Source organism: Kosakonia oryzae (genome assembly GCF_001658025.2).
GTDB classification, from domain to species: Bacteria; Pseudomonadota; Gammaproteobacteria; order Enterobacterales; family Enterobacteriaceae; genus Kosakonia; species Kosakonia oryzae.
In genome coordinates this window covers 1,295,756-1,321,075 of record NZ_CP014007.2, presented here as the reverse complement: position 1 = coordinate 1,321,075, position 25,320 = coordinate 1,295,756, and the positions used below count along the sequence as shown (strand labels likewise).

At 55.6% G+C, this 25,320-nt stretch carries 34 protein-coding genes; 28 read left to right on the top strand and 6 right to left on the bottom strand.

The window, feature by feature from the left end; all coding sequences use genetic code 11:
- The first annotated feature begins 77 nt into the window (after nucleotides 1-77).
- The 24 genes from AWR26_RS06460 (at nucleotide 78) to AWR26_RS06350 (ending at nucleotide 15,619) form a co-directional block, all read left to right on the top strand.
- A complete protein-coding gene (locus tag AWR26_RS06460; protein ID WP_035888419.1) occupies nucleotides 78-263 on the top strand; it encodes a hypothetical protein in 186 nt (61 codons plus the stop codon).
- A 198-nt stretch (nucleotides 264-461) separates the two neighbouring features.
- Entirely contained in the window at nucleotides 462-665 is a 204-nt protein-coding gene (locus tag AWR26_RS06455; protein ID WP_064564428.1) for a tail protein X, read from the top strand.
- A complete protein-coding gene (locus AWR26_RS06450) occupies nucleotides 656-877 on the top strand; it encodes an HP1 family phage holin (protein WP_064564426.1) in 222 nt (73 codons plus the stop codon). Before AWR26_RS06455 ends, AWR26_RS06450 begins: the two co-directional genes overlap by 10 nt.
- Complete coding sequence (locus AWR26_RS06445; RefSeq protein WP_064564424.1) at nucleotides 861-1,370, top strand: lysozyme; 510 nt, start codon at nucleotides 861-863, stop codon at nucleotides 1,368-1,370. Before AWR26_RS06450 ends, AWR26_RS06445 begins: the two co-directional genes overlap by 17 nt.
- Nucleotides 1,367-1,792 (top strand): Rz-like lysis system protein LysB, encoded by a 426-nt coding sequence (gene lysB, locus AWR26_RS06440; protein ID WP_064564422.1) that lies wholly within the window; start codon nucleotides 1,367-1,369, stop codon nucleotides 1,790-1,792. Before AWR26_RS06445 ends, lysB begins: the two co-directional genes overlap by 4 nt.
- A complete protein-coding gene (lysC, locus tag AWR26_RS25695) occupies nucleotides 1,680-1,925 on the top strand; it encodes an Rz1-like lysis system protein LysC (protein WP_235319108.1) in 246 nt (81 codons plus the stop codon). Before lysB ends, lysC begins: the two co-directional genes overlap by 113 nt.
- Nucleotides 1,888-2,355 carry a phage tail protein gene (locus tag AWR26_RS06435; protein ID WP_064564420.1) on the top strand — a complete coding sequence of 156 codons (468 nt, stop codon included), beginning with the start codon at nucleotides 1,888-1,890 and terminating at the stop codon, nucleotides 2,353-2,355. Before lysC ends, AWR26_RS06435 begins: the two co-directional genes overlap by 38 nt.
- 87 nt (nucleotides 2,356-2,442) lie before the next feature.
- Entirely contained in the window at nucleotides 2,443-3,078 is a 636-nt protein-coding gene (locus AWR26_RS06430) for a phage baseplate assembly protein V (protein ID WP_035888404.1), read from the top strand.
- Complete coding sequence (locus tag AWR26_RS06425; RefSeq protein WP_007370726.1) at nucleotides 3,075-3,422, top strand: GPW/gp25 family protein; 348 nt, start codon at nucleotides 3,075-3,077, stop codon at nucleotides 3,420-3,422. Before AWR26_RS06430 ends, AWR26_RS06425 begins: the two co-directional genes overlap by 4 nt.
- Nucleotides 3,423-3,426: 4 nt before the next feature.
- Nucleotides 3,427-4,335, top strand: coding sequence for a baseplate assembly protein (locus AWR26_RS06420; protein ID WP_064564418.1), 909 nt, complete (start codon nucleotides 3,427-3,429; stop codon nucleotides 4,333-4,335).
- On the top strand, nucleotides 4,328-4,936 hold the full coding sequence (locus tag AWR26_RS06415) for a phage tail protein I (protein ID WP_064564416.1): 609 nt from the start codon (nucleotides 4,328-4,330) through the stop codon (nucleotides 4,934-4,936). The genes AWR26_RS06420 and AWR26_RS06415 overlap by 8 nt, the downstream gene beginning before the upstream one ends.
- Before the next feature lie 154 nt (nucleotides 4,937-5,090).
- Complete coding sequence (locus AWR26_RS06410; RefSeq protein ID WP_064564414.1) at nucleotides 5,091-6,041, top strand: phage tail protein; 951 nt, start codon at nucleotides 5,091-5,093, stop codon at nucleotides 6,039-6,041.
- Nucleotides 6,042-6,195: 154 nt separating this feature from the next.
- Nucleotides 6,196-7,251: a phage tail protein gene (locus AWR26_RS06405; RefSeq protein WP_064564412.1), complete on the top strand. Its 1,056-nt coding sequence runs from the start codon at nucleotides 6,196-6,198 to the stop codon at nucleotides 7,249-7,251.
- Complete coding sequence (locus tag AWR26_RS06400) at nucleotides 7,251-7,847, top strand: tail fiber assembly protein (protein WP_064564410.1); 597 nt, start codon at nucleotides 7,251-7,253, stop codon at nucleotides 7,845-7,847. The genes AWR26_RS06405 and AWR26_RS06400 overlap by 1 nt, the downstream gene beginning before the upstream one ends.
- Before the next feature lie 197 nt (nucleotides 7,848-8,044).
- A complete protein-coding gene (locus AWR26_RS06395; RefSeq protein WP_064564408.1) occupies nucleotides 8,045-9,121 on the top strand; it encodes a phage tail protein in 1,077 nt (358 codons plus the stop codon).
- Entirely contained in the window at nucleotides 9,121-9,714 is a 594-nt protein-coding gene (locus AWR26_RS06390) for a tail fiber assembly protein (protein WP_064564406.1), read from the top strand. The genes AWR26_RS06395 and AWR26_RS06390 overlap by 1 nt, the downstream gene beginning before the upstream one ends.
- A 128-nt stretch (nucleotides 9,715-9,842) precedes the next feature.
- Nucleotides 9,843-11,024 carry a phage tail sheath protein gene (locus AWR26_RS06385; RefSeq protein ID WP_064564404.1) on the top strand — a complete coding sequence of 394 codons (1,182 nt, stop codon included), beginning with the start codon at nucleotides 9,843-9,845 and terminating at the stop codon, nucleotides 11,022-11,024.
- 12 nt (nucleotides 11,025-11,036) lie between these two features.
- Nucleotides 11,037-11,555: a phage major tail tube protein gene (locus tag AWR26_RS06380; protein ID WP_007370716.1), complete on the top strand. Its 519-nt coding sequence runs from the start codon at nucleotides 11,037-11,039 to the stop codon at nucleotides 11,553-11,555.
- Nucleotides 11,556-11,617: 62 nt separating this feature from the next.
- Nucleotides 11,618-11,899 carry a phage tail assembly protein gene (locus tag AWR26_RS06375; protein WP_007370715.1) on the top strand — a complete coding sequence of 94 codons (282 nt, stop codon included), beginning with the start codon at nucleotides 11,618-11,620 and terminating at the stop codon, nucleotides 11,897-11,899.
- Between the two features lie 32 nt (nucleotides 11,900-11,931).
- Nucleotides 11,932-12,051: a GpE family phage tail protein gene (locus tag AWR26_RS06370; protein ID WP_071777697.1), complete on the top strand. Its 120-nt coding sequence runs from the start codon at nucleotides 11,932-11,934 to the stop codon at nucleotides 12,049-12,051.
- Nucleotides 12,044-13,756 (top strand): phage tail tape measure protein, encoded by a 1,713-nt coding sequence (locus tag AWR26_RS06365; RefSeq protein ID WP_064564402.1) that lies wholly within the window; start codon nucleotides 12,044-12,046, stop codon nucleotides 13,754-13,756. The genes AWR26_RS06370 and AWR26_RS06365 overlap by 8 nt, the downstream gene beginning before the upstream one ends.
- Nucleotides 13,753-14,214 carry a phage tail protein gene (locus tag AWR26_RS06360; protein ID WP_064564400.1) on the top strand — a complete coding sequence of 154 codons (462 nt, stop codon included), beginning with the start codon at nucleotides 13,753-13,755 and terminating at the stop codon, nucleotides 14,212-14,214. The genes AWR26_RS06365 and AWR26_RS06360 overlap by 4 nt, the downstream gene beginning before the upstream one ends.
- Nucleotides 14,211-15,353: a phage late control D family protein gene (locus AWR26_RS06355; protein ID WP_064564398.1), complete on the top strand. Its 1,143-nt coding sequence runs from the start codon at nucleotides 14,211-14,213 to the stop codon at nucleotides 15,351-15,353. The genes AWR26_RS06360 and AWR26_RS06355 overlap by 4 nt, the downstream gene beginning before the upstream one ends.
- Before the next feature lie 74 nt (nucleotides 15,354-15,427).
- A complete protein-coding gene (locus AWR26_RS06350; RefSeq protein ID WP_071892616.1) occupies nucleotides 15,428-15,619 on the top strand; it encodes an ogr/Delta-like zinc finger family protein in 192 nt (63 codons plus the stop codon).
- A gap of 156 nt (nucleotides 15,620-15,775) precedes the next feature.
- Here AWR26_RS06350 and rplS read toward each other — a convergent pair whose 3' ends face one another.
- The 5 genes from rplS to ffh form a co-directional block, all read right to left on the bottom strand.
- Complete coding sequence (gene rplS / locus AWR26_RS06345; RefSeq protein ID WP_012134695.1) at nucleotides 15,776-16,123, bottom strand: 50S ribosomal protein L19; 348 nt, start codon at nucleotides 16,121-16,123, stop codon at nucleotides 15,776-15,778.
- A 44-nt stretch (nucleotides 16,124-16,167) separates the two neighbouring features.
- Complete coding sequence (gene trmD, locus AWR26_RS06340; protein ID WP_007370710.1) at nucleotides 16,168-16,935, bottom strand: tRNA (guanosine(37)-N1)-methyltransferase TrmD; 768 nt, start codon at nucleotides 16,933-16,935, stop codon at nucleotides 16,168-16,170.
- 30 nt (nucleotides 16,936-16,965) lie between these two features.
- On the bottom strand, nucleotides 16,966-17,514 hold the full coding sequence (rimM, locus tag AWR26_RS06335; RefSeq protein WP_064564396.1) for a ribosome maturation factor RimM: 549 nt from the start codon (nucleotides 17,512-17,514) through the stop codon (nucleotides 16,966-16,968).
- Between the two features lie 18 nt (nucleotides 17,515-17,532).
- Complete coding sequence (gene rpsP, locus AWR26_RS06330; RefSeq protein ID WP_007370708.1) at nucleotides 17,533-17,781, bottom strand: 30S ribosomal protein S16; 249 nt, start codon at nucleotides 17,779-17,781, stop codon at nucleotides 17,533-17,535.
- Nucleotides 17,782-18,163: 382 nt separating this feature from the next.
- Entirely contained in the window at nucleotides 18,164-19,525 is a 1,362-nt protein-coding gene (gene ffh / locus AWR26_RS06325) for a signal recognition particle protein (protein WP_064564394.1), read from the bottom strand.
- A gap of 168 nt (nucleotides 19,526-19,693) precedes the next feature.
- Here ffh and AWR26_RS06320 point away from each other — a divergent pair, with 168 nt between their 5' ends.
- Both AWR26_RS06320 and AWR26_RS06315 read left to right on the top strand, forming a co-directional pair.
- A complete protein-coding gene (locus tag AWR26_RS06320) occupies nucleotides 19,694-20,482 on the top strand; it encodes a cytochrome C assembly family protein (protein ID WP_043956804.1) in 789 nt (262 codons plus the stop codon).
- An 18-nt stretch (nucleotides 20,483-20,500) separates the two neighbouring features.
- A complete protein-coding gene (locus tag AWR26_RS06315) occupies nucleotides 20,501-21,787 on the top strand; it encodes an HlyC/CorC family transporter (protein ID WP_064564392.1) in 1,287 nt (428 codons plus the stop codon).
- A gap of 45 nt (nucleotides 21,788-21,832) precedes the next feature.
- Here AWR26_RS06315 and grpE read toward each other — a convergent pair whose 3' ends face one another.
- Nucleotides 21,833-22,429 (bottom strand): nucleotide exchange factor GrpE, encoded by a 597-nt coding sequence (gene grpE, locus AWR26_RS06310; protein WP_139227921.1) that lies wholly within the window; start codon nucleotides 22,427-22,429, stop codon nucleotides 21,833-21,835.
- Between the two features lie 122 nt (nucleotides 22,430-22,551).
- Between grpE and nadK the strand changes: the two genes are divergently transcribed.
- Nucleotides 22,552-23,442, top strand: a complete 891-nt coding sequence (gene nadK / locus AWR26_RS06305) for an NAD(+) kinase (RefSeq protein WP_035888376.1) — start codon at nucleotides 22,552-22,554, stop codon at nucleotides 23,440-23,442.
- 86 nt (nucleotides 23,443-23,528) lie between these two features.
- On the top strand, nucleotides 23,529-25,190 hold the full coding sequence (gene recN, locus AWR26_RS06300) for a DNA repair protein RecN (RefSeq protein WP_064564390.1): 1,662 nt from the start codon (nucleotides 23,529-23,531) through the stop codon (nucleotides 25,188-25,190).
- The last annotated feature ends 130 nt before the right edge of the window (nucleotides 25,191-25,320 follow it).

The following is a 25,320-nucleotide window of genomic DNA, read 5'->3' as shown; positions in this document are numbered from 1 at the left end:
AAATAATTTTCGCTTCACATCAATAAACGGCCTATGATACTGTACAAATATACAGTAAAGAACTCATGAGGGGATTCATGGTGTCTGAACGGAATGAACGCGCTCAGCGGAAATGGGCGTGCGTAAGGTTTATTGCCGAGTTGTCTCTGCTCCACCATTGCAAAAAGGAAGAGCTGGAAATGGCGCTGTGGCTGATTGCTGACATGGCGGAAAGCGAAAGCGCGACCGCGCAGGAACGAGACATCTTTTACCAGGCAGAATAGCGGCCGGAAACTCGCCGGTTACGGCGGCCTGCGCGCCAGATCATACTTGCACAGTTTCAGGCCGCCCCTCCCACTTCATACTGCTTTCGCCCTGTTGTGCCAGCGTGCAGCCAGCGGCGACAGATAGCGTCCGCCCGCTCCGGTCTGGAGACTTAACGGTGGGAAAAATCCTTCCCGACGGTAAGAGACGCGAAAACGATGAATGTAATCACACAACAGGGCGACACGCTCGATCTCCTTTGCCTGCGCTATTACGGCTACACCCAGGGTGTGGTTGAAACGGTGCTGGCGGCCAATCCTGGCCTTGCCGATCTGGGCGTGATTTTGCCTTACGGTACTCCGGTAAACCTGCCGGAAGTGCAGGCACCGACGCAGACAGAAACGGTGAATCTATGGGCCTGACTATCGAAAAAGTCACTTCGTCGCTGGCCTACTGGATAAGCGTCGCGCTGACCTTTTTCGGCGCGATGACGCCGCAGGATTTCGCGGCCTGGTTCGGCGCGCTGGGCGTTGCCGTCACCGTCGCCGTGAACTGGTATTACCGCCGCAAAAGCTATCTGTTCCTGAAATCCTGCGCCACGAGCCAGGAGGTGATGAATGGGCTTACCCGTTAAACGCTGTAGCGCTGCGGCGGTGCTGGCACTGGCGATGCTGGTGCCGGATTTCCGTTTGCTGCATACCTCGCAGCCGGGGCTGGCGCTGATTGCCGATCTGGAAGGCTGTCGTCTGCGTCCGTACCAGTGCAGCGCTGGCGTCTGGACATCCGGCATTGGCCACACCGCTGGCGTCGCGCCAACGCGGGATATCAGCGAAAAAGAGGCGGCGGTGAATCTGGTCGCCGATGTCCTGCACGTTGAGCGACGGCTGGCAGTCTGCGCGCCGGTTGCCATGCCATCACAGGTCTACGACGCGGTAGTCAGTTTCGCCTTTAACGTCGGCACCACTGCCGCCTGCCGTTCGACGCTGGTGTGGTTTATCAACCACAAACAGTGGCAACAGGCCTGCGATCAGTTACCGCGCTGGGTGTTTATCAACGGCGATCGCAATCGCGGGCTGGAAAACCGCCGCGAACGCGAACGCGCCTGGTGCCTGAAGGGGGTGAAATGACCGTCCGGTCGATTGCCCTGCTGCTCGCAGTGCTGGGCGTAGTATGGCTGGTGCAGCAAAACCACGCGCTGCGCAGCGCGCTTTCGCAATCCACCCAGCTTACGCACGAGCAGAACAACACCATCGCGCAACTGAAAGCGCAGCGCGAGGCAGCTGATGCGCTGGCGGCCAACAACGAGCAGGCGCAGGTGGCGCTGCGTCAGCAACTCAATGCCGCCAGCGAACAGGCCGTGCGCCGCGAACAAACCATCACAAGGTTACTCCATGAAAATGACGCCTTCCGCCGCTGGTATAACACTCAGTTGCCTGATGCTGTGCGCCGGGTGCACCAGCGCCCCGCCTGCCCCTCTGCCGGTCACTGTTTACAACCGCTGCCCGCAGGTCAGCCTGTGTCCGATGCCGGGCAGCGATCCGCAAACTAACGGCGATTTAAGCGCCGATATCCGTCAGCTTGAGCGCGCGCTGGAGAGTTGCGCACTGCAAGTTGAAACCGTTAAACACTGCCAGGATGAGATAAATGCTAAAACCCGACACGCTGCGCAACGCCCTGACTGATGCTGTCCCGGCGCTGCACAACAACCCCGATACGCTGCGGCTGTGGGTGGACAAAGGCAGCAATACCGCCACGTTTGCCCCTTCGCTGTCGTTTGAAAAACAGTTCAACCTTAACGTCGCCGTCAGCGCTTTTTCCGGCGATATCGATACGATTTTTGTGCCGATCATGGCCTGGCTGCGCGACAACCAGCCGGATATTCTCACCGTCGAAGCGGGCCAGCGCGGCTGCTTTAGCTGGTCGCTGACGGCCAACAGCGACGGGACGCAGGATCTGTTGATTATCCTGCAATTGACCGAGCGCACTAAAGTGACGGAAGTCGATGGCGCGTTGCACGCCGAGACGCTGCCGGAGCCGCTGCCGCCAGCGCTGGTTACCCGCCCGGTTGAGCTCTATATCAACGGCGAACTGGTGAGCCGCTGGGCTTCATAACGCCCGCTAATGCGCCCCGCGTTGTGCCAAAAGCCGGACAGCCTTGTCCGTTTTTCAAAGCCGGGGCCGCATAGCATCATTTCCGCTATGAACACACAACTCTCGCTCCAGGAAATGGCCCGCGCGCTGCGCAATATGATCCGTACCGGGATTATCGTCGATATCGACCTGACTTCCGGGCGTTGTCGAGTGCAGACAGGCGGCATCGTTACTCAGTGGTTGCAGTGGTTAACCCACCGCGCCGGACATTCACGTACGTGGTGGGCGCCCTCGGTCGGCGAGCAGGTTTTACTGCTGGCGGTCGGCGGCGAGCTCGACACCGCCTTTGTGCTACCGGGCATTTTTTCTGACGACAACCCGGCGCCTTCCGTTTCGGCGGACGCCTGGCATGTCGCCTTTCCCGATGGCGCGGTGTTCGAATACGAACCGCAAAACAGCGCGTTGAAAGTCAGCGGCATTAAAACCGCCGATATCACCGCGTCGCAATCCGTAACCGTCAGCGTGCCGGAAGTGAAGGTTGTCGCCTCCACCCGCATCACGCTTGATACCCCGGAAGTGGTCTGTACCAACAAGCTCATCACCAGCACGCTGGAGGTGCAAAAAGGCGGCACGATGAGCGGCAATATCTCGCACAGCGGCGGTTCGTTGTCCTCTAACGGCAAAGTTCTGCATACCCATCAACACCCCGGCGACAGCGGCGGTACCACAGGAGCGCCTCTATGACAGTGCAATACAGCGGCTTTGACCGCACCACCGGCCAGCGCCTGACCGACACCGAACATATCCGCCAGAGCATCAGCGATATTCTGCGCACGCCTGTTGGCTCACGGGTCATGCGCCGCGATTACGGCTCACTGCTGTTTGAGATGATCGACCAGCCGCAAACCCCGGCGCTGGCGCTGCAAATTCAGGCCGCCTGCTATATGGCGCTGCTGAAATGGGAACCGCGCATCACGTTGAGCGCGGTGACAACCGAACGGCAGTTCGACGGCACGATGATTGTCAATCTGACCGGCCAGCTCGCCAGCACCGGCGAATCCCTTTCGTTAACCCTTCCAGTGAGTTAAAACCATGCCGATTATCGATCTGAGCCAGTTGCCCGCGCCCAATGTGGTTGAGGAACTTGATTACGAGGGTCTTCTTGCCGAGCGCAAGGCGACGCTCATTTCCCTGTTTCCTGCCGACGAGCAGGCAGCCATCGCCCGTACGCTGGCGCTGGAGTCCGAGCCGCTGACCAAGTTTCTTGAAGAGAACGCGTACCGCGAAGTGCTGTGGCGCCAGCGCGTCAATGAAGCCGCCCGCGCGGTGATGCTGGCGTACGCCGCCGGTAACGATCTTGATGTGATTGCCGCTAACAGCAATACCGCGCGGCTGGTGATCACCCCTGCCGATGACAGCACCATCCCGCCGACGGCTGCGGTGATGGAGTCTGATAAAGACCTGCGACTCCGTGCGCAGCAGGCCTTTGAAGGTTTAAGCGTAGCCGGACCAGAAGGCGCTTATGAATACCACGGCCGCAGCGCCGATGGGCGGGTTGCCGATATCTCCGTGATCAGCCCGAACCCGGCATATATCACCATCTCTGTGCTCTCACGCGAAGGCGACGGCAGTGCCAGCGACGAACTGATTGCCATCGTTGAAAAGGCGCTGAACGCAGAAGATGTCCGCCCGGTTGGCGACCGCGTAACGGTACAAAGCGCGGAAATTGTGCCCTACCAGATTGACGCTACGCTCTATTTTTACCCGGGGCCGGAATCGGAGCCGATCCGTCAGGCCGCCGAACAGCAACTCAAAGCCTATATCACCGCACAGCGCCGGCTGGGCCGCGATATCCGCCAGTCAGCCATTTACGCTGCGCTGCACGTCGAAGGTGTACAACGCGTGGAGCTGAACGCGCCGCAAAGCGATCTGGTGCTGGAGAAAAATCAGGCCTCGTACTGCACCGCCTGGAGCATTAATACAGGAGGCACCGATGAGTGATGACCGCCTGTTGCCCGTTGGCTCCTCGGTTCTGGAGGTGGCAACGGCAGAGGCAGCGGCACAAATCGAACGCGTACCGGTGCCGCTGCGCACATTATGGGATCCACAAACCTGCCCGGCAGAGCTGCTGCCTTACCTGGCGTGGGCGCTCTCCGTCGATCGCTGGGATTACAGCTGGCCCGAGGCCACCAAACGTAAAATTATCGCCTCCGCTTTTTTTGTTCATCAACACAAGGGAACCATTAGCTCATTACGACGCGTTGTTGAACCGCTCGGTTACCTGATTGAGCTACGTGAATGGTGGCAGGAGAACGCCGAACCCGGCACGTTCCGGCTGGTGATTGGCGTGCAGGAGAATGGCATTACTGAGCAGATGTACCAGGAGCTGGAGCGGCTGATCAACGATGCCAAACCGGCGAGCCGCCATCTGTCGGAGCTGAACATTAGCCTTAGCACCAGCGGCGAGTTTTATGTTGGTGCCGGTTGTTACCTTGGTGAAGAGCTGACGGTTTATCCTTACATGCCGGAAGAGATTGTGGTCGGCGGCGAGTATTACCCCGCATCTGCCATCCATCTTATCGATGATGTTTATATTTCGTAACCCGCCATATTGCTGAAACGGGCTGCGGCCCGTTTTGTTTTATCTCTCTCGTTGTATCAGCAGGCCGACAACGCCGCTGATTAGCGTCTGCCTGTGGCTGAACGGAAAATAGCCCCGCCGTTCATTCCCCCTTCAACAACCAGAGAGCATACACATGACTGTCAAATATTTTGCCATTCTGACCAATCAGGGTGCCGCAAGGCTGGCGAATGCCGCCGCTATCGGCACCTCGCTCAATCTGACGCAAATCGCCATCGGCGACGGCAACGGTGTATTGCCGACACCCGACGCGACGCAAACCCGGCTGGTGAATCAAAAGCGAATTGCACCGCTAAATGCCCTGTCGATCGATCCGACCAACAGCAGCCAGATTATTGCCGAACAGATCATCCCCGAGAACGAAGGGGGTTACTGGATCCGCGAACTTGGTCTCTACGACGATGAAGGTGTACTGATTGCCGTTGCCAACTGCCCGGAAACTTACAAGCCATTGATGCAGGAAGGGAGCGGCCGCACGCAGACGATTCGCATGGTGATCACTGTCTCATCAACCGCCGCTGTGACGCTGAAAATCGACCCGGCAGTGGTGCTGGCGACGCGTAAGTATGTCGATGATAAAGCGATTGAGGTACGCACCTATGCAGACACCCTGATGGGCCAACATGTCGCAGCGGGCAATCCGCATGCGCAATACCCTCTTATAGCCAATGCGTTGAAAGAGATGGCGAATGCCGGGCTTGTCAGCAGCGTGCAGAGCAATCTTGGGCTGAGTTCCCTTGTGCAGGCAGGAACCGCAAGTGGCCTGCTGGCCACCGCCGGTTATTTTCAGATCCCGGGTATCTTGAATGGCGGTAAACAGGCGCTGATTATTCAATGGATGAGGGTAGCGACCAGTGTGAACAACGGTGAGAACTCCGTCTTCACATGGCCAATAGCCTTTCCGAACGCCTGCCTGAATACGCAAGTCACCTATACCGAAGGCTCAGCGCCCTTCACCGATATCACGGTGCCCATCTTTGTTGTGGCCCGATCCTTACAGAACATCACCATCCGTTCCTACACCGGCGCGGGCAACGGCATCGACATTCTGGCGATCGGTTTTTAACCGCCTCGTTAGCTTGCCACGGGCTGCGGCCCGTTTTTTTCATCACGCTTGTTGTGTCAGCAGGTAACCAACGCCGCTTAATGGTGTTCGCCTGTGACTGAACGGAAAATAGCGTCACCGTTCATTCTTCACCAAACAACCTGAGAGTTAACGCATGACTGCCAAATATTTTGCCATTCTGACCAATCAGGGCGCTGCGAGGCTGGCCAACGCCGCGTCGCTCGGCACAAAACTTAATCTCACGCAGATGGCGGTTGGCGATGCCAACGGCGTACTACCGATGCCAGACCCGGCACAAACAAAACTGATTAACCAGCAGCGTATTGCGCCGCTGAACCGACTGTCGATCGATCCTAATAACAGTAGCCAGATTATTGCCGAGCAGGTTATTCCGGAAACGGAAGGCGGTTTCTGGATCCGCGAAATTGGCCTCTATGATGACGAAGGCGTGTTGATTGCGGTCGCCAACTGCCCGGAAACATACAAACCACAAATGCAGGAAGGGAGCGGACGCACGCAGACCATTCGGATGGTGCTCACCGTCTCATCAACGGCTGCCGTCACGTTGAAAATCGACCCGTCGGTGGTGCTGGCGACGCGGCAATATGCCGACGATCTGATGAACAACCATGTTAAAGCCGCGAACCCGCATGCCCAGTACGCACCGCTGGCCAGCCCGGTATTTATCGGCACGCCGACGGTGCCGGATACGCATATTGGCAACTACGGACAGCAAATCGCCAACACCAAATATGTGCGCGATGTTATTGCTGACTACGACGGCATTTTGCCGGTGGGTTCGCCCGTCGCCTGGCCGCAAGCCACTCCGCCTGGCGGCTGGTTTAAATGCAACGGCGCGTCCTTTGATAAAACCCAGTATCCACGGCTGGCAGCCGCCTACCCGGCCGGTGTTCTGCCGGATCTGCGCGGGGAATTTATTCGCGGCTGGGATGATGGGCGAAACCTTGACGCTGGCAGGGCACTACTAAGCGTGCAACTGGATGATTTTAAAAACCATAACCATACGCCGGTAAAAAACCCATCAAGGAATCGCTTCCTGACCGACTACAGCGAAAGCGGTGTTGGCGCTCTCGCCAATTTAACCACCGGGGGCGGGTTGTTCTCCTTTTCAAGCTATACCGAATATACTGGCGGAGGAGAAACACGCCCGCACAACGTCGCATTTAACTTCATCGTGAGGGCTCAATAATGTCTCAAGCAACACTAAATCAGAATCTGATTGCCGCGACCGCCGGGGAGCTAACCGTTTATAACTTTACAGGCGATACCCGCGAATATCTGGCGCCTTCTGTGGAGTATCTGGCTGTGGGGGTCGGTATTCCGGCGAATTCAGCCGTCGACGCTCCCTCTGCGGCAAAAACGGGGTTTGCTGTATGCCGTAAAACGGATAACAGCGGATGGGAGTACGTGGTCGATCATCGAGGTGAAACGGTATACAACCTGCAAAGCGGTGAAGCCTCTCAGATGAAGACTCTGGGTGATTATCCAACTGATATCACCCCATCGGCACCAGCGACCAGGTTTGATAAGTGGGACGGCAGCAAATGGGTTACTGATAGCGCTGCACAGCAGGCATCACTGGTAACCAGCGCTGAACAGAGCAAAACGCAGCGGTTGAAAGAGGCGAAAGAGAGTATCAGCGTATGGCAGACCGAGCTGCAACTCGGCATTATTAGCGACGACGACAAAGCCAGCCTGGTGAAATGGCTGGAGTACATCAAGGTCGTGCAGGCTGTCGATACCACAAGCGCACCTGATATCCGCTGGCCTGAACAGCCACAATAAGAGCAACGGGCCGCGGCCCGTTTTTTGTCGGGTTGGCGCTGCGCTTACCCGACCTACTGTTCCCCCACAGGCCTGCCCGCCAGCAGGCCATTCTCCTCAGGGTTGTATCGCCCGGCAACCAACCCTAACTGATAGGCCCCGCCCCACTGCGCCCCGGACAATACCGTTTACTCAATCGATAACCTGAGAGTGAACGCATGACTGTAAAATATTTTGCCATCCTGACCAATCAGGGCGCGGCGAAGCTGGCGAATGCCACCGCGCTGGGCACCCAAATCCATATTACGCAAATGGCCGTTGGCGATGGCAACGGCAGCCTGCCCACGCCAGACCCGGCACAAATCCAGTTGGTTAATCAGAAACGCATCGGCGCAGTAAACACACTGACTGTCGATGCCGAGGATGCCAATCAAATTATTGCCGAGCAGGTAATCCCGGAAAACGAAGGGGGATACTGGATCCGCGAGCTGGGTCTTTTTGACGACGAGGGTGTACTGATTGCCGTCGCCAACTGCCCGGAAACCTACAAACCGCTGTTAGGTGAAGGTAGCGGACGCACGCAGACGATTCGTATGGCGCTGATTGTTTCTTCTACCTCAGCCATCACACTAAAAATTGATCCGTCAGTGGTGCTGGCGACACGCAAGTATGTCGATGACAAGGTTATCGAGGTAAAAGCCTATTCTGATGCTCTGCTGAGCCAGCATATTGCAGCCAGCAACCCGCACACGCAGTATGCGCCGATTGCCAGCCCCACACTGACCGGAACACCCAAAGCCCCCACTGCAGCGCAAACGGCAAACGATACGCAACTGGCCACCACCGCTTTTGTTAAAGCAGCAATATCAGCGCTGAACCTGGGTGACGGTTCGGCATTGCCGGTTGGCGTGCCCATTCCCTGGTCATCGGCGACACCGCCGGCAGGCTGGCTGAAATGTAACGGCGCGGCGTTCACCGCAGCGCAATACCCGAAGCTGGCTGTGGCTTATCCAAACCTTGTATTACCCGATTTACGAGGGGAATTTATTCGCGGCTGGGATGATGGGAGAGGCGTTGATTCTGGCCGAAGTATTGGCAGCACTCAGACCGGAAGTATTCAAAGTCACTCACATGCAGTAAGCGTTGACACATCTGCTACGGATGATAGTAGCGGTTATTTGAGTAGTGGCGCAGGAACAGCAGGCGGGACGGTGACTTTTAATACGCAATCTACGGGTGGTAATGAAACTCGTCCGCGCAACATCGCCTTTAACTACATTGTGAGGGCTGCATAATGACATCAGCAGTATTGGATAAAGCAAAAATCGCCACCACAGCAGGAAACATCACGGTTTACGGCTTTTCTGCGCAAACCGGCGAATTTACCGGTTCCAGCGAAGAGTTTTTAGCGATCGGCGTTGGTCTGCCCGCCGGTTCAACAGACATTGCTCCCGGTACCGTTGCTGAGGGATGTGTGGCTATTTTCACGGGAAGTTCGTGGGAGCAGCAAGAAGATCATCGCGGGGAAACCGCCTATTCCACGGTCGATCTTAGCGCTTCAACGGTCGATTATATCGGCCCGCTTAAAGACGGATTTGTTGCCACCGCGCCCACAACGCCCTATGACAGGTGGAATGGAAGCGCATGGATTACGGACGCCGAAGCACAACAGGTAGCCGCAGTTCAGGATGCGCAGGCGCTTCGTCAACAACATATCGATACGGCAATGTCATCAATCAGCGTTATCCAGCTTAAGTTGCAGGCGGGCAGGACGCTGAATGACGAAGAAAAAAACCGGCTCGATCAGGTTCTGGATTATATCGATGCCATAAACGCCATTGACCTCTCCAGTGCGCCCAACATCACCTGGCCCACTCAACCCGCATAATTCAACGGGCTACGGCCCGTTTTTTTGCCGCCCGCTGTTGTTTCATCCTCGCCCCAACCCCGATAAATAGCGCTGCGCCGCTGCGGCCTGGAGAATAGCACTCACCCCAACACCACGGAGTTAAACGGATGAGTGACTATCATCATGGCGTTCAGGTCGTCGAAATCAACGACGGCACGCGCGTCATTTCCACTGTCTCAACCGCCATTGTCGGCATGGTATGTACTGCCAGCGATGCCGATGCGGCAACCTTTCCACTGAATGAACCGGTGCTTGTCACCAGCGTGCAAAGCGCCATCGCCAAAGCAGGCACCAAAGGTACGCTGGCCTCTTCGCTGCAAGCCATTGCCGACCAGGCGAAACCGGTTATCGTCGTTGTGCGTGTCGCTGAAGGCAGCGGCGATGATGCGCAGGCGCAGACGATTTCCAACATCATCGGCACCACCGACGAAAACGGCAAATACACCGGCCTGAAAGCGCTGCTGACCGCCGAAGCCGTCACCGGCGTGAAACCGCGTATTCTGGGCGTGCCGGGTTATGACACGCAGGAAGTCGCCACCGCGCTGGCGCCAGTCTGCCAGAAGCTGCGCGCCTTCGGTTATGTCAGCGCCTGGGGCTGCAAAACCATTTCCGATGCCATCAAGTATCGCGAGAACTTCAGCCAGCGCGAGCTGATGGTGATTTGGCCCGATTTCCTCGCCTGGGATACCGTGGCAAACTCGACGGCAACCGCCTACGCTACCGCCCGCGCACTTGGCCTGCGTGCGTATATCGACCAGTCCGTTGGCTGGCACAAAACGCTGTCCAACGTTGGCGTGAATGGTGTCACCGGCATCAGCACCCCGGTCTTCTGGGATTTGCAGGAATCCGGTACCGATGCCGATCTGCTGAACGAAGCGGGTGTGACAACGCTGATTCGCAAAGATGGTTTCCGCTTCTGGGGCAACCGTACCTGCTCCGACGATCCGCTGTTCCTGTTTGAAAACTACACCCGCACTGCGCAGGTTATCGCCGACACCATGGCAGACGCGCATATGTGGGCGGTCGACAAACCGATCACCGCGACGCTTATCCGCGACATCATCGACGGTATCAACGCTAAGTTCCGCGAACTGAAAAGCAACGGTTACATCGTTGACGCCACCTGCTGGTTCGACGAGAGCGCTAATGACGCCGAGACCCTGAAAGCCGGGAAACTGTATATCGATTACGACTATACGCCGGTGCCGCCACTGGAAAACCTGACCTTACGCCAGCGCATCACCGATAAATATCTGGCGAATCTGGTCTCCTCGGTCAACAGCAATTAAGGAGCCTGATAAATGGCAATGCCGCGAAAACTGAAATATATGAACGTGTTCCTCAATGGCTACAGCTATCAGGGGATCGCAAAATCCATCACGCTGCCGAAACTGACCCGCAAGCTGGAGAACTACCGTGGCGCAGGCATGAACGGTATCGCGCCGATTGATATGGGTCTTGATGACGACGCCATGGCAATGGAGTGGTCGCTGGGCGGCTTCCCGGATGAGGCTATCTGGGAACTGTATGGCGCAACCAGCGCCGATGCGGTGCCAATCCGCTTTGCCGGTTCCTACCAACGCGATGACACCGGCGAAACGGTCGCCGTTGAAGTAGTGATGCGCGGTCGTCAGAAAGAGATCGACACCGGCGAGAACAAGCCGGGCGAAGACACCGAGTCCAAAATCTCTGTCGTCTGTACTTATTTCAAACTGACGATGGACGGCAAGGAACTGGTGGAAATCGACACCATCAACATGATCGAAAAAGTGAACGGCGTCGATCGTCTCGAACAGCACCGCCGCAATATCGGCCTGTAACCCCTGCCCGGTCAGCCTGGCTGGCCGGGACTTCCCTTCGCTAATGCAATCACGAGGATTTTATGAGCAACGAAACTGATAACGTCGTTACCCTGGAAACGCCGATCAAACGCGGCGAACAGCTTATCAACGCCGTTACCCTGATGAAACCGAATGCCGGCACCCTGCGCGGTCTGAGCCTGGCGGCAGTGGCGAATGCTGAAGTGGATGCGCTGATTAAAGTGCTGCCGCGTATCACCTCGCCTTCTCTGACCGAACAGGAAGTGGCGGCGCTGGACCTGGCGGATATGGTCGCGCTGGCAGGCAAGGTGGTCGGTTTTTTGTCGCCGGTTTCGGCACAGTAAGTTTTCCGGCCAACCTGTCGGTTGACGATTTGATGGCGGATATCGCGGTGATTTTTCACTGGCCGCCATCAGAACTCTACCCCCTGAGTCTGACCGAACTCATCACATGGCGCGAAAAGGCGCTTCAGCGAAGCGGAAACACACATGAGTAACAGCACAAATATTGACGCACTGCTCACGGCTGTTGACCAGGCGACGCGCCCGTTTAAAAACCTGCAAACGGCGAATGTTTCGCTTGCTGCGGGTATCAAAGAGACGGAGAAAAACCTGAGCGGGTTGTACAGCCAGCTCGCCCAGGTTGAAGGTTTAACGCAGGCCGAAAAATCCCTTTCGGCGCTCAGTCTGCGCCTGCAAACCGTGCAGTTGCGCGCGCAAAAGCTGACGGAGCAAGGCCCGCCGACGCGCAGCCACGCCAGTATTCTTACTTTCACGCAGGAGCGCGCAACCGCGCTTTCGCAACAGCACGAAACGGCACGCGGAGCGGTGATCGACCACCGGTTAGCGCTGCTACGCGCAGGTATCGAACCAAACGCGCCGACGGCGGCGAAACTGCAACTGCAAAGCCAAATCAACGAACATCGCGCGCAGCTCGTTACGCAGCAGCAGGCGCTGAAGCAGGAGAACCGGCAAAAACGCGCGGAAAAAATCCAGGCGGGCCAGCAAACGATTCAGGGCATCGCCGGGAAAGTCTCTGCGGTGGGCAAAACCGGGATGTCCGTCGCCACTTCCGGCTTCAACATCGGCAAAAAACTGTTGCAGCCGGGCTATGAGCAATCGCTGAAAAATAGCGCACCGGCACAGCCTGAAAGCGGAGTGAGTAACCCGGCAAGTGCGGTAAGTGCGCAGGCGGGCAATCTCGGTAGCGATTTACAGGCGCTGCAAAGTGCTTATCAGTCACTGAGCGTGGATATTTTCACTACGCAAGAATCCTCCCTGCGCCAGCTGGTGCAAACCGCAACGGTTTATCTGGGGCAACTGCAACAGTGGGTGCAGAACAACCAGGGGTTGGTGCAAACCTTCGGCATGATTGCCACTGTCGTGGTCGGCGTCGCCGGGGCGATTGGCACCGTGGCGGGCGTTATCGCGCCGGTCTTTACCGGCATCAGCACGCTGATCACCATTGCGACCACTTTTGGCAGCGTCTTTACCACCGTCTGCGGCGGGATTATGGCGGTGCTCGGTTCGCTCACGCTGCCGATTGTCGGCGTGATTGCCATTGTGGCCGCCGCCGCGCTGGCCATTTACACCTGGTGGCAGCCAATCAGCGCTTTCTTTAGTGGTGTAATGGCCGGGATTAGCGCCGCGTTCGCCCCGCTCGCCGGGCTATTTGCGCCGCTGCAACCGCTGTTTGATTTCATCAGCACCAGCTTGCAGAACATCAAACAACTCTTCAGCGATCTGATTACCCCCGTTCAGGCCAGCCAGGAAACGCTGAACCAATGCGCAAAAGCGGGTTTCTATTTCGGTCAGATGCTTTCTGGCTCCATCGCGCTGGTGATTGAGAGCGTAAAAATATTGGGCAGCGGCTTGAATTGGGTACTGGAAAAACTCGGGATTATCGACAAAAAACCGGTGCTCGAGGTACCGAAACCGCCGACAGATGCCAGCGGCAGCCAGAGCTACATTCAGCCAACCAGCGCAATGCCTGGCTTTAACAATTATCAGGCAGCGAAACCGGCTGGCGGTGGTTCCTACGTTGACCAGAGCAGAACGGATATCAACGTGACGCTACAGGGCGATGTTTCACCGGGCAGCGATAACAGCCGCCACCTGATGGAGCTGCTCGAACAGTACGAAAACAATAAGCGCGACAATGCGCTCTCGCAATTCAACGCGTTAGGAGGTTATGCACCATGATGCTGGCGCTGGGACTTTTTGTATTTATGCGGCAGACACTGCCCTATACCACCATGAACCGCACGGCCGGATATAACTGGGCCTCCAATAGCCGCGTCGGTAAACGCGCGGCATTTCAGTACCTTGGCCCGGGCGAAGAGACCATCGCTCTTGGCGGTGAACTCTATCCGGAGCTGACCGGCGGCCCGCGGTCGCTCGATGTCGTGCGCACGATGGCCGAACAGGGGAAAGCGTGGCCGTTGATTGACGGAACGGGAACCATTTACGGCATGTTTGCTATCGAAAGCCTGAAGGACAACGGCTCCGAGTACTACAGCGACGGTTCGCCGCGCAAAATTTCCTTCACTCTGAGCTTAAAACGGGTGGATGAGTCACTGGCCGCCATGTTCGGCGATATTCGCCAGCAGGGCGAAGCACTCTATTCCGGGGCAAGAAAAACGCTGGGGATCGACTTATGATCGATGCGCTGACCAATGGGCTGGCGCAGGTCAGCAGCCCTGCTTATTTATTGATGCTGGATGATAAAGATATCACCGAAAATATCGCCCCCCGGCTTATCAGCCTGACGATCGAAGATAACCGTGGTTTCACCGCTGATACACTGACCCTGGTGCTGAGTGACGCCGATGGCGATATTCAGTTGCCGCAGCGCAAAACAAAAATCCGCGTGTTTATCGGCGAAAAGGGCTATGCGCTGGCCGGGCTGGGTGAGTTTGTTATCGATCAGGTTAAGCATGATGGTGCGCCGGATAAGGTGACGGTGATCGGACGCAGTGCGGATTTCAACGGCAAACTCAACAAGGAGCATGAGCAGTCGTGGCATGACACCACGCTGGGCGCCATTGTCGAGGAGATTGCTAAACGCTGCGGGCTGGAAGCCAGCGTTGCCGAATCACTGGAGGGAATAAAGATTGCGCATATCGACCAATCGATGGAATCGGACGCCAGTTTCCTGCACCGCCTGGCGGTGCGTAACGGCGCCGAACTGACGGTGAAATGGAACAAACTGATGCTGATTAAACCTGGCCGGGGATTGAATGCAAAGGGCGAAGCGTTCCCGCAGGTCGTCATTCAGCGCAGCGACGGTGATAAACACAGTTTTAATATTGCCGACCGCTCAAGCTACACCGGCGTGACGGCGCGCTGGCTTGATACCAAAAAGCCCAAAAACCAGACGCAAAAAGTGCAGTTACAACGAAAAACCACTACGCAAACCCCAGCCAGTACAGGGCATCCCCAGGCGGTGACACCCGCGGCAGAGCAAAGCGAAAAGCCGGTTTACGTTGCCGGGAGTGCCGATAACGTCTATGGCATATCGACCGTCTATGCCAGCAAAGAGGAAGCGATAAGGGCTGCTGATGGGCTGTGGAGTTACATTCAGCGCAATACGGCCACCTTTTCCCTCACGCTGGCGCGGGGACGTACCGACATCACCCCGGAAACGCCGGTGCGAGTCTCTGGCTTTAAGACGGTCATTGACGATACGCCATGGACGATTAAAAAAGTGACGCACAGCCTGGATAACAATGGATTTGTCAGCAAGCTTGATTTGGAAGTCAAAATCAAGGAGGGACAATATGATGTGCAGAATGAATAGCAAATGCGATTTACAGTTTGCATTTGCAAGTTATAAGTTTATTATTGCAGCATGTTAACGAGGGAGAACCCACCATGATGCATTGCCCGGTATGCCAGCAAGCGGCGCATGCGCGCTCAAGCCGCTACCTGAGTTCCGAAACCAAAGAGCGCTACCATCAGTGTCAGAATATCCAGTGTGGCTGCACATTTGTCACCCACGAGTCGCTGGCGCGTTACATTGTCCGCCCGCCAGTGACAGAAGCCGCTCCCCATTCAACACGATAACTGCTTCCTCTTCAGCCTGCGCCAGCAGGCTTTTTTTTGCCTGTCGCCACGGCGATCCGCTGCCGCCATTCTGCCGCCATCGCCAATAAAAAAGGGGTTAGCATTACGCTAACCCCTTGTTCTATAACACGCTTTGGATGTAGCGCGTGCGTTTTATCAGTTAAGACGCTCTTTAATACGAGCAGCTTTACCGGTACGCTCACGCAGGTAGTACAGTTTAGCTTTACGTACAGCACCACGACGTTTAACAGCAATGCTGTCAACTACCGGAGAGTGAGTCTGGAAGACACGCTCAACGCCTTCGCCGTTGGAAATTTTACGAACAGTGAATGCAGAGTGCAGACCGCGGTTACGAATAGCGATAACCACGCCCTCGAATGCCTGCAGACGTTTTTTGGAACCTTCAACAACCCATACTTTCACTTCCACGGTATCACCCGGACGGAAGGAAGGTACGTCCTGCTTCATCTGCTCTTGTTCAAGTTGCTTAATAATGTTGCTCATAATTTAATCTCTTATCCTGGGTAAACTGATATTCGGGGGGTGTGTTACACCAGCCCATCATGTTTGTGTTGCTGTTGTGCGTGCTCTCGTTGGAACTCCGCCAGCAACCTTGCTTGCTCTTCAGTCAGAGCCAGGTTTTCCAGAAGTTCAGGTCTTCTAAGCCAGGTACGGCCCAGCGACTGCTTCAAACGCCAGCGACGTATCTCGGCATGGTTCCCCGACAGTAATACCGCCGGTACTTCCATCCCTTCTAACACTTCAGGTCGGGTGTAGTGTGGACAATCCAGCAACCCGTCAGCAAAGGAATCTTCCGTTGCCGATGCTTCGTGCCCCAGTACCCCTGGAATAAACCGGGAAACCGAGTCAATCAGCGTCATTGCTGGTAGCTCACCACCGCTGAGAACGTAATCGCCGATAGACCATTCTTCGTCAATCTCGGTTTGAATTACGCGCTCATCTATCCCTTCGTAGCGACCACACACCAGAATCAACTTCTGATTGGTAGCCAGCTCGCTAACGCCCGCTTGATCAAGCTTGCGTCCCTGAGGCGACAGATAAATCACTTTGGCGCCTTCGCCCGCCGCGGCTTTTGCTGCATGAATGGCGTCCCGCAACGGGTTCACCATCATTAACATCCCCGGTCCGCCGCCGTAAGGACGATCGTCCACGGTACGGTGCCGGTCATGAGCGAAATCACGCGGACTCCAGCTCTGGATGCTCAGCAGGCCATTTTTTACTGCCCGGCCAGTTACCCCGTAGTCGGTAATCGCGCGGAACATTTCAGGAAACAGGCTAATTATGCCAATCCACATAGCGCCGTCTTTTACCGTATATCCGGAGGTTTAAAAACCAGGATCCCAATCTACTTCAATGGTTTGAGTAGCGAGATCGACTTTCTTGATAACCTGCCCATCGAGGAACGGAACCAACCGCTCCTTGATACCAAATGCATCTTTCAGGTTTGCCTTGATGACGAGAACGTCATTAGACCCGGTTTCCATCATATCGACGACTTTACCGAGGCTGTAACCTTCAGTAGTCACTACCTGGCAGCCCATCAGGTCTTTCCAGTAGTAATCACCCTCTTCCAGTTCCGGCAACTGCGAGGAATCCACGACGATTTCGCAATTCGTCAGCAAATTCGCTGCATCTCTGTCATCAACACCTTTCAGTTTGATGATGATGTCCTGATTGTGGTAGCGCCAGCTTTCCAGCTCAATGCCCTGCCACTGACCCGCCTTCTGGATAAACCAGGGCTGATAGTCAAAAATGCTTTCGGCGTCTTCGGTGGAGGAAAACACTCTGAGCCAACCACGAATTCCGTAAGAAGACCCCAGTTTGCCGACAATAATTGGCTCAGCGGGGACCGCTGCGGTTTGTTGCTTGCTCATCATGACCACCGTGACAGATTAAGCTGCTTTCTGTGCTTCTTTGATCAGCGCGGAAACGCGATCGGAAACGGTAGCGCCCTGGCCAACCCAGTGCTGAATGCGATCCAGATCCAGGCGGGTGCCTTCTTCTTTCTCGGAAGCGATCGGGTTGAAGAAGCCAACGCGCTCGATGAAGCGACCGTTGCGTGCATTACGGCTGTCAGTCACAACAACCTGATAGAACGGACGCTTTTTAGCGCCGTGACGTGCTAAACGAATAGTTACCATAACATCCTCTTGTGTGAATAAAACACCAGGCCCCATCGAGGAACGGAGCCCGGCGTCATATTAAAAGCCCGAAAATTTTACTGATTTTTGGGGAAATTGCAATCAGGATAAATAAACAAGGAGAATAAGGCGTATATCGGTGCAGCCAGTTTAGTTTCGGCGTGTGCGCAGCAAGCGGAGCGTACACAGAGTACGTGAGCATTTACTCGCTCCGCTCGCCCTCCGGGGCCGCCCTAAAGGGCGTTCAAAACACGTTCGTGTTTTGTCGAGCCACCGGAGCGAAAATGGCAAACAAGATAGCCTTATATCCTTGTTTTACACGCAGTACGTGAGGGTGACAAGCACCCCCGATGCAAAAATGGCAAACAAGCCAGGCCGTTTATTAGCGCCCAGGGAAGCCTGGCGGCATCATCCCCTTCATCCCGCGCATCATCTTCGCCATCCCGCCTTTCTTCATCTTCTTCATCATGCGCTGCATGTCGTCGAACTGTTTAAGCAGACGGTTCACATCCTGCACCTGCATACCGCAGCCTGCTGCGATGCGGCGTTTACGGGAGCCTTTGATGATGTCCGGGTTGGCGCGCTCTTTCAGCGTCATCGAGTTAATGATCGCTTCCATCCGCACCAGCACTTTGTCATCCATTTGCGCTTTGACGTTGTCCGGGATCTGCCCCATACCCGGCAGCTTGCCCATCAGGCTTGCCATACCGCCCATGTTTTTCATCTGGCGCAGTTGTTCAAGGAAATCGGTCAGATCGAAGCCGTCGCCTTTTTTCAGCTTGTTCGCCAGCTTCTCGGCCTGCGCACGATCGACCTTGCTCTCGATATCTTCAATCAGCGACAACACATCGCCCATACCGAGAATGCGCGAGGCAATACGATCCGGATGGAACGGCTCCAGCGCTTCGGTTTTCTCGCCGACGCCGAGGAACTTAATCGGTTTGCCGGTGATGTGACGAATCGACAACGCCGCACCGCCGCGGGCGTCGCCGTCCACTTTGGTCAGCACGACGCCGGTAAGCGGCAGCGCTTCATTAAAGGCTTTCGCTGTGTTCGCCGCATCCTGACCGGTCATAGCATCGACAACAAACAGCGTTTCCACCGGATTAATCGCGGCATGAACCAGTTTGATTTCGTCCATCATCGCTTCATCAACGTGCAGACGACCGGCGGTATCCACCAGCAGCACGTCGTAGAATTTCAGCTTCGCTTCTTTCAGCGCCGCGTTAACGATATCGACCGGCTTTTGCGCGACGTCAGACGGGAAGAAATCGACTTCAACCTGCTGCGCCAACGTTTCCAGCTGTTTGATCGCCGCCGGGCGATAAACGTCCGCAGAAACGACCAGTACTTTCTTCTTGTGCTTTTCGCGCAGGAACTTACCGAGCTTACCGACGCTGGTGGTTTTACCAGCACCCTGCAAACCCGCCATCAGCACTACCGCCGGCGGTTGCGCGGCGAGGTTCAGGCTCTGGTTCTCTTCCCCCATCGCCGCAACCAGTTCGTTACGGACGATTTTGACGAATTCCTGGCCCGGCGTCAGGCTTTTGTTAACTTCATGCCCAACCGCTTTCTCTTTTACGCGGTTGATAAAGTCACGCACTACCGGCAGCGCAACGTCCGCTTCCAGCAGCGCCATACGCACTTCGCGCAGGGTATCTTTGATGTTGTCTTCGGTGAGGCGTCCACGGCCACTGATATTGCGCAGCGTGCGCGACAAACGATCGGTTAAATTATCAAACATTGTCTCTCGCCTGAGGTGATACGGTTGGCCGCCAGGGCGACGCATTACAGAAATTTGCCGGAGTATAACATGAAGACATTGCTCCTGTATGTGATGCAACTGTTGGAGCCAACGTCGCCTGACGTTATACTGCTTTTCTTTCTTCTTCAGTCAACTGCCGACATCCCTATGCCCGTTTTTGCTCTGATCGCTCTTGTTGCCTACTCAATCAGCATCGCGCTGATCGTCCCCGGTTTGCTGCAGAAAAACAGCGGCTGGCGGAGAATGGCTATTCTTTCGGCGGTGATCGCGCTTATTTTTCACGGTTTCGGGCTGAAAGAACGGCTGTTCCCGGACGACGGCGGGCAAAACCTCAGCTTGCTGAATGTCGGTTCGCTGGTCAGTCTGATGATCTGTACGGTGATGACCATTGTCGCCTCGAAAAACCGCGGCTGGCTGCTGCTGCCGATTGTCTATACCTTCGCGCTGATCAACCTCGCCTTCGCGATTTTCGTGCCGAATGAGTACATCACTCACCTGGAAGCGACGCCCGGCATGCTGGTGCATATTGGCCTGTCGCTCTTCTCTTATGCCACACTGATTATTGCAGCAATGTATGCCCTGCAACTGGCCTGGATCGACTATCAGTTGAAAAACAAACGGCTGGCTTTCAGTAGCGAAATGCCGCCGTTGATGGTCATCGAGCGTAAGATGTTTCACATCACCCAGGTCGGTGTGGTGCTGCTGACACTGACGCTCTGTACCGGCCTGTTCTATATGAAGAACCTGTTCAGCATGGAGAATATCGACAAAGCCGTGCTCTCTATTATTGCCTGGTTTGTCTATATCGTCCTGCTGTGGGGCCATTACCATGAAGGCTGGCGCGGTCGCCGGGTTGTCTGGTTCAACGTTGCAGGCGCGGGTATTTTAACGCTGGCCTACTTTGGCAGCCGCATCCTGCAACAGTTTGTGAGTTAACGCCAAAAGGAGTTCCCCCTGGAACACATCTCTACCACGACGCTGATCGTTACCCTGATTATCATGGTCGTGGTTTCAGCCTATTTCTCCGGTTCTGAAACCGGGATGATGACGCTGAACCGCTATCGCCTGCGTCACCTGGCCAAGCAGGGCAACCGCACGGCCAGACGCGTCGAAAAACTACTGCGTAAGCCCGATCGCCTGATTAGCCTGGTGCTGATCGGCAACAACCTCGTCAATATTCTTGCCTCGGCGATAGGGACTATCGTCGGGATGCGCCTGTACGGTAACGCCGGTGTGGCGATTGCCACCGGCGTGCTGACATTCGTGGTGCTGGTGTTCGCCGAAGTATTGCCGAAAACCATTGCCGCGCTCTACCCGGAAAAAGTTGCCTTCCCCAGCAGTTTTCTGCTGGCACCATTGCAGGTGATTATGATGCCGCTGGTGTGGCTGCTTAACGGCGTTACCCGCGTGCTGATGCGCATGGTTGGCATCAAAGCCGATGTGGTGGTCAGCGGCGCGCTCAGCAAAGATGAATTGCGCACTATTGTTAACGAATCGCGCTCGAAAATCTCGCGCCGCAACCAGGACATGCTGCTGTCGATTCTCGATCTGGAAAAGGTGAACGTTGATGACATCATGGTGCCGCGCAACGAAATTGTTGGTATCGATATCAACGACGACTGGAAAGCGATTGTTCGCCAGCTCACTCACTCACCGCACGGTCGCATTGTGCTATACCGCGATTCGCTTGATGACGCCATCAGCATGTTGCGCGTGCGCGAAGCCTACCGTCTGATGACCGAAAAGAACGAGTTCACCAAAGAGGTGATGCTGCGCGCTGCCGATGAAATCTACTATGTGCCTGAAGGAACGCCGCTCAGCGTTCAGTTGGTGAAATTCCAGCGCAATAAAAAGAAAGTCGGGCTAGTGGTCGATGAGTATGGCGATATTCAGGGGCTGGTGACGGTAGAAGATATTCTTGAAGAGATTGTCGGCGATTTCACCACTTCTATGTCGCCTGCGCTGGCCGATGAAGCCACGCCGCAAAACGACGGCTCGGTAATAATCGACGGCAGCGCCAGCGTGCGCGAACTGAATAAAGCCTTTAACTGGCACTTGCCGGAAGATGAAGCTCGCACCATTAACGGCATGCTGCTGGAAGAGCTGGAAGAGATCCCGGCCGTTGGCACGCGCGTGCGCATTGAGCAGTACGACATCGATATTCTCGATGTGCAGGACAACATGATTAAGCAGATAAAAGTGATTCCGGTGAAAACGCTGCGAGAAAGCGTGGCCGAATAATAAAATGAAAAACCCTCTCCGGGCGGAGAGGGTTTCAGACCGGGATTAACCCTTAGCCTTGGCGACGGTAACCATGGCTGCGCGAATAGTACGCCCGTTTAAGGTATACCCTTTCTGCATCACGCCCAGCACGTTGCCAGCGGCGATCTCGTCGGATTCCACCATCGCAATCGCCTGATGGACGTTCGGATCCAGTGGAACGCCGGTATCAGCAATCACTTCAACGCCGAATTTCTTCACCACATCCAGCATGGATTTCAGCGTCAGTTCGATACCCTCAACCATCGGCGCCATTTCGGCATTGTTTCTGTCTGCGACTTCGAGCGCGCGATCCAGGCTATCCACTACCGGCAGCAGTTCGTTGATGAATTTTTCCAGCGCGAACTTATGCGCTTTTTCAACGTCCTGTTCGGTACGGCGACGCAGGTTTTCCATTTCCGCTTTCATGCGCAGGACAGTTTCACGCTCGCGGTTTTGCGCTTCGGTTAACTGCGCTTCAAGGTTCGCAATTTTCTCATCGCGCGGATCCACCTGCTCAGCAGAATCGTCAGACTCAACAACTGCCTCAACTTCGTCGTGCTGTTCCATGATAATTTCTTCCGGGGCTTGCCCGTCAGGCGTTTTCTGTTCTTTACTACTCATGAATTTCTCCGCGTTTTTTTGCATTCATCTCGCTAACCTGGCTTATTATGGGGATCAGTTTCCGGGATTCAAGGGAACGTGACAGATTGTCATCATTCATTCGCCACAAGGACCACCAGAACATGACCCTCCATTTCAAGTGTATTGGTATTGTCGGGCATCCACGACACCCTACCGCGCTGACCACACATGAAATGCTCTACCGCTGGCTTCACGAAAAAGGTTATGACGTCATTGTCGAACAACAGATTGCCCAGGAATTGCAGCTCACAAATGTGAGGACCGGCACACTGGCGGACATTGGTCAGCAGGCCGACCTGGCGGTAGTGGTCGGCGGCGACGGCAATATGCTGGGCGCGGCGCGTACGCTGGCGCGCTATGATATTCAGGTGATCGGCATCAACCGCGGTAATCTCGGCTTTCTTACCGATCTCGATCCAGACAACGCCCAACAGCAGTTGGCCGATGTACTGGAAGGGCATTATATCGCCGAAAAACGCTTCTTGCTGGAAGTTCAGGTCTGCCAGCAGAGTTCCCTGCCAGAGTGCCAAAAACGGATCAGCACCGCTATCAACGAAGTGGTGCTACACCCGGGCAAAGTTGCCCATATGATTGAATTCGAAGTGTATATCGATGAAATCTTCGCGTTCTCTCAGCGTTCCGATGGGCTGATCATCTCTACGCCCACTGGATCGACCGCTTATTCACTCTCTGCCGGCGGGCCGATTCTGACGCCGTCGCTGGATGCAATTACGCTGGTGCCCATGTTCCCGCATACTTTGTCGGCCCGCCCGCTGGTAATTAATAGCAGCAGTACCATCCGCTTGCGCTTTTCCAACCGTCGCAGCGACCTGGAGATCAGCTGCGACAGCCAAATTGCACTGCCAATCCAGGATGGCGAAGATGTACTGATTCGCCGCAGCGACTATTATCTGAATCTGGTTCACCCTAAAGATTACAGTTATTTCAATACATTAAGCTCAAAGCTTGGTTGGTCGAAAAAATTGTTCTGAAATTCGTCGTCAGGGCTTTACTGTATATAAAACCAGTTTATACTGTATGAAAACACAGTTATGGTTTTTCATACAGGAAAGCAACCATGTTGGCACAACTGACCATCAGTAATTTTGCTATCGTTCGTGAGCTTGAGATCGATTTTCACAGCGGGATGACGGCTATTACCGGCGAAACCGGGGCGGGTAAATCCATTGCCATTGACGCGCTCGGGCTGTGCCTCGGCGGCCGCGCCGAAGCCGACATGGTGCGCGCAGGCGCGCCGCGCGCCGATCTGTGCGCCCGCTTTGCGCTGAAAGACACGCCCGCCGCGCAGCGCTGGCTGGAAGAGAATCAACTGGAAGATGGACGTGAGTGTTTACTTCGCCGCGTCATCAGCAGCGACGGGCGTTCCCGTGGTTTCATCAACGGAACGGCGGTGCCACTTTCTCAACTCCGCGAGCTTGGCCAACTGCTCATCCAGATCCATGGTCAGCACGCGCACCAGCTGTTAACCAAACCAGAACACCAGAAAAACCTGCTCGACGGTTATGCGGGTGAGTATGCACTCACTCAGCAAATGGCTGAACACTACCGCACCTGGCATCAAAGCTGCCGCGAACTGGCTCAGCACCAGCAGCAGAGTCAGGAACGCGCCGCCCGCGCCGAACTGCTGCACTACCAACTGAAAGAGCTGAACGAATTCCACCCGCAGCCGGGTGAATTTGAGCAGATCGACGAAGAATACAAACGTCTCGCCAACAGCGGTCAGCTGCTTTCCACCAGCCAGCATGCGTTGAACGTGCTGGCCGATGGCGAAGAGGTCAATCTGCAAAGCCAGCTTTATACCGCCCGCCAGCTTTTAACGGAGCTGGCAGGTATGGATTCGCGCCTTTCCGGTGTACTGGATATGCTGGAAGAAGCGGCCATTCAAATCAGTGAAGCCAGCGATGAGCTGCGCCATTACTGCGACCGCTTAGATCTCGATCCCAATCGTCTGTACGAGCTGGAACAGCGCCTCTCCCGGCAGATCTCGCTGGCGCGCAAGCACCATATTTCCCCGGAAGAGCTGCCGCAGTTCCACCAGTCTCTGCTTGATGAACAGCAGTTACTGGACGATCAGGCTGACTCCCAGGAGACGCTGGCGATGGCGGTAACGCAGCACCATCAACTGGCGCTGTCCAGCGCGCAGGCCCTGCATACTCAGCGCGTGAAATATGCACAGGAACTGAGCGAGCTGATCACCGAGAGCATGCATGCGCTTTCCATGCCGCACGGCGTGTTTGTCATTGATGTCGATTTTGACGATCGCTCGCTGACGGCGGAAGGCGCAGATCGTATTGAGTTTCGCGTTACTACTAACCCCGGCCAGCCGCTGCAACCGATCGCTAAAGTCGCCTCCGGCGGCGAGCTGTCGCGCATTGCGCTGGCGATTCAGGTGATCACCGCACGGAAAATGGAAACCCCGGCGCTGATCTTCGATGAAGTGGATGTCGGTATCAGCGGGCCAACGGCGGTCGTGGTCGGCAAGCTGCTGCGTCAACTGGGCGAATCGACTCAGGTGATGTGCGTTACGCACCTGCCGCAGGTTGCCGGTTGTGGCCATCATCACTTCTTTGTCAGCAAAGAGACCGACGGCGCAATGACCGAAACGCATATGCAACCGCTGGATAAACGTGCTCGTCTGCAGGAGCTGGCCCGCCTGCTCGGCGGCAGTGAAGTGACGCGCAATGCGCTGGCAAATGCCAAAGAGCTGCTGGCGGCGTAAACTTTTCGGTAATATGACGGTCTGAGTTCTCGACAAAATCGACAACAGACCAGCCCGCAGAGGTTTTAAACTGGCTAAAGGTCTATTATCATCGGCATATTACATATGAGCCACGTATTGTTCGGGCCCG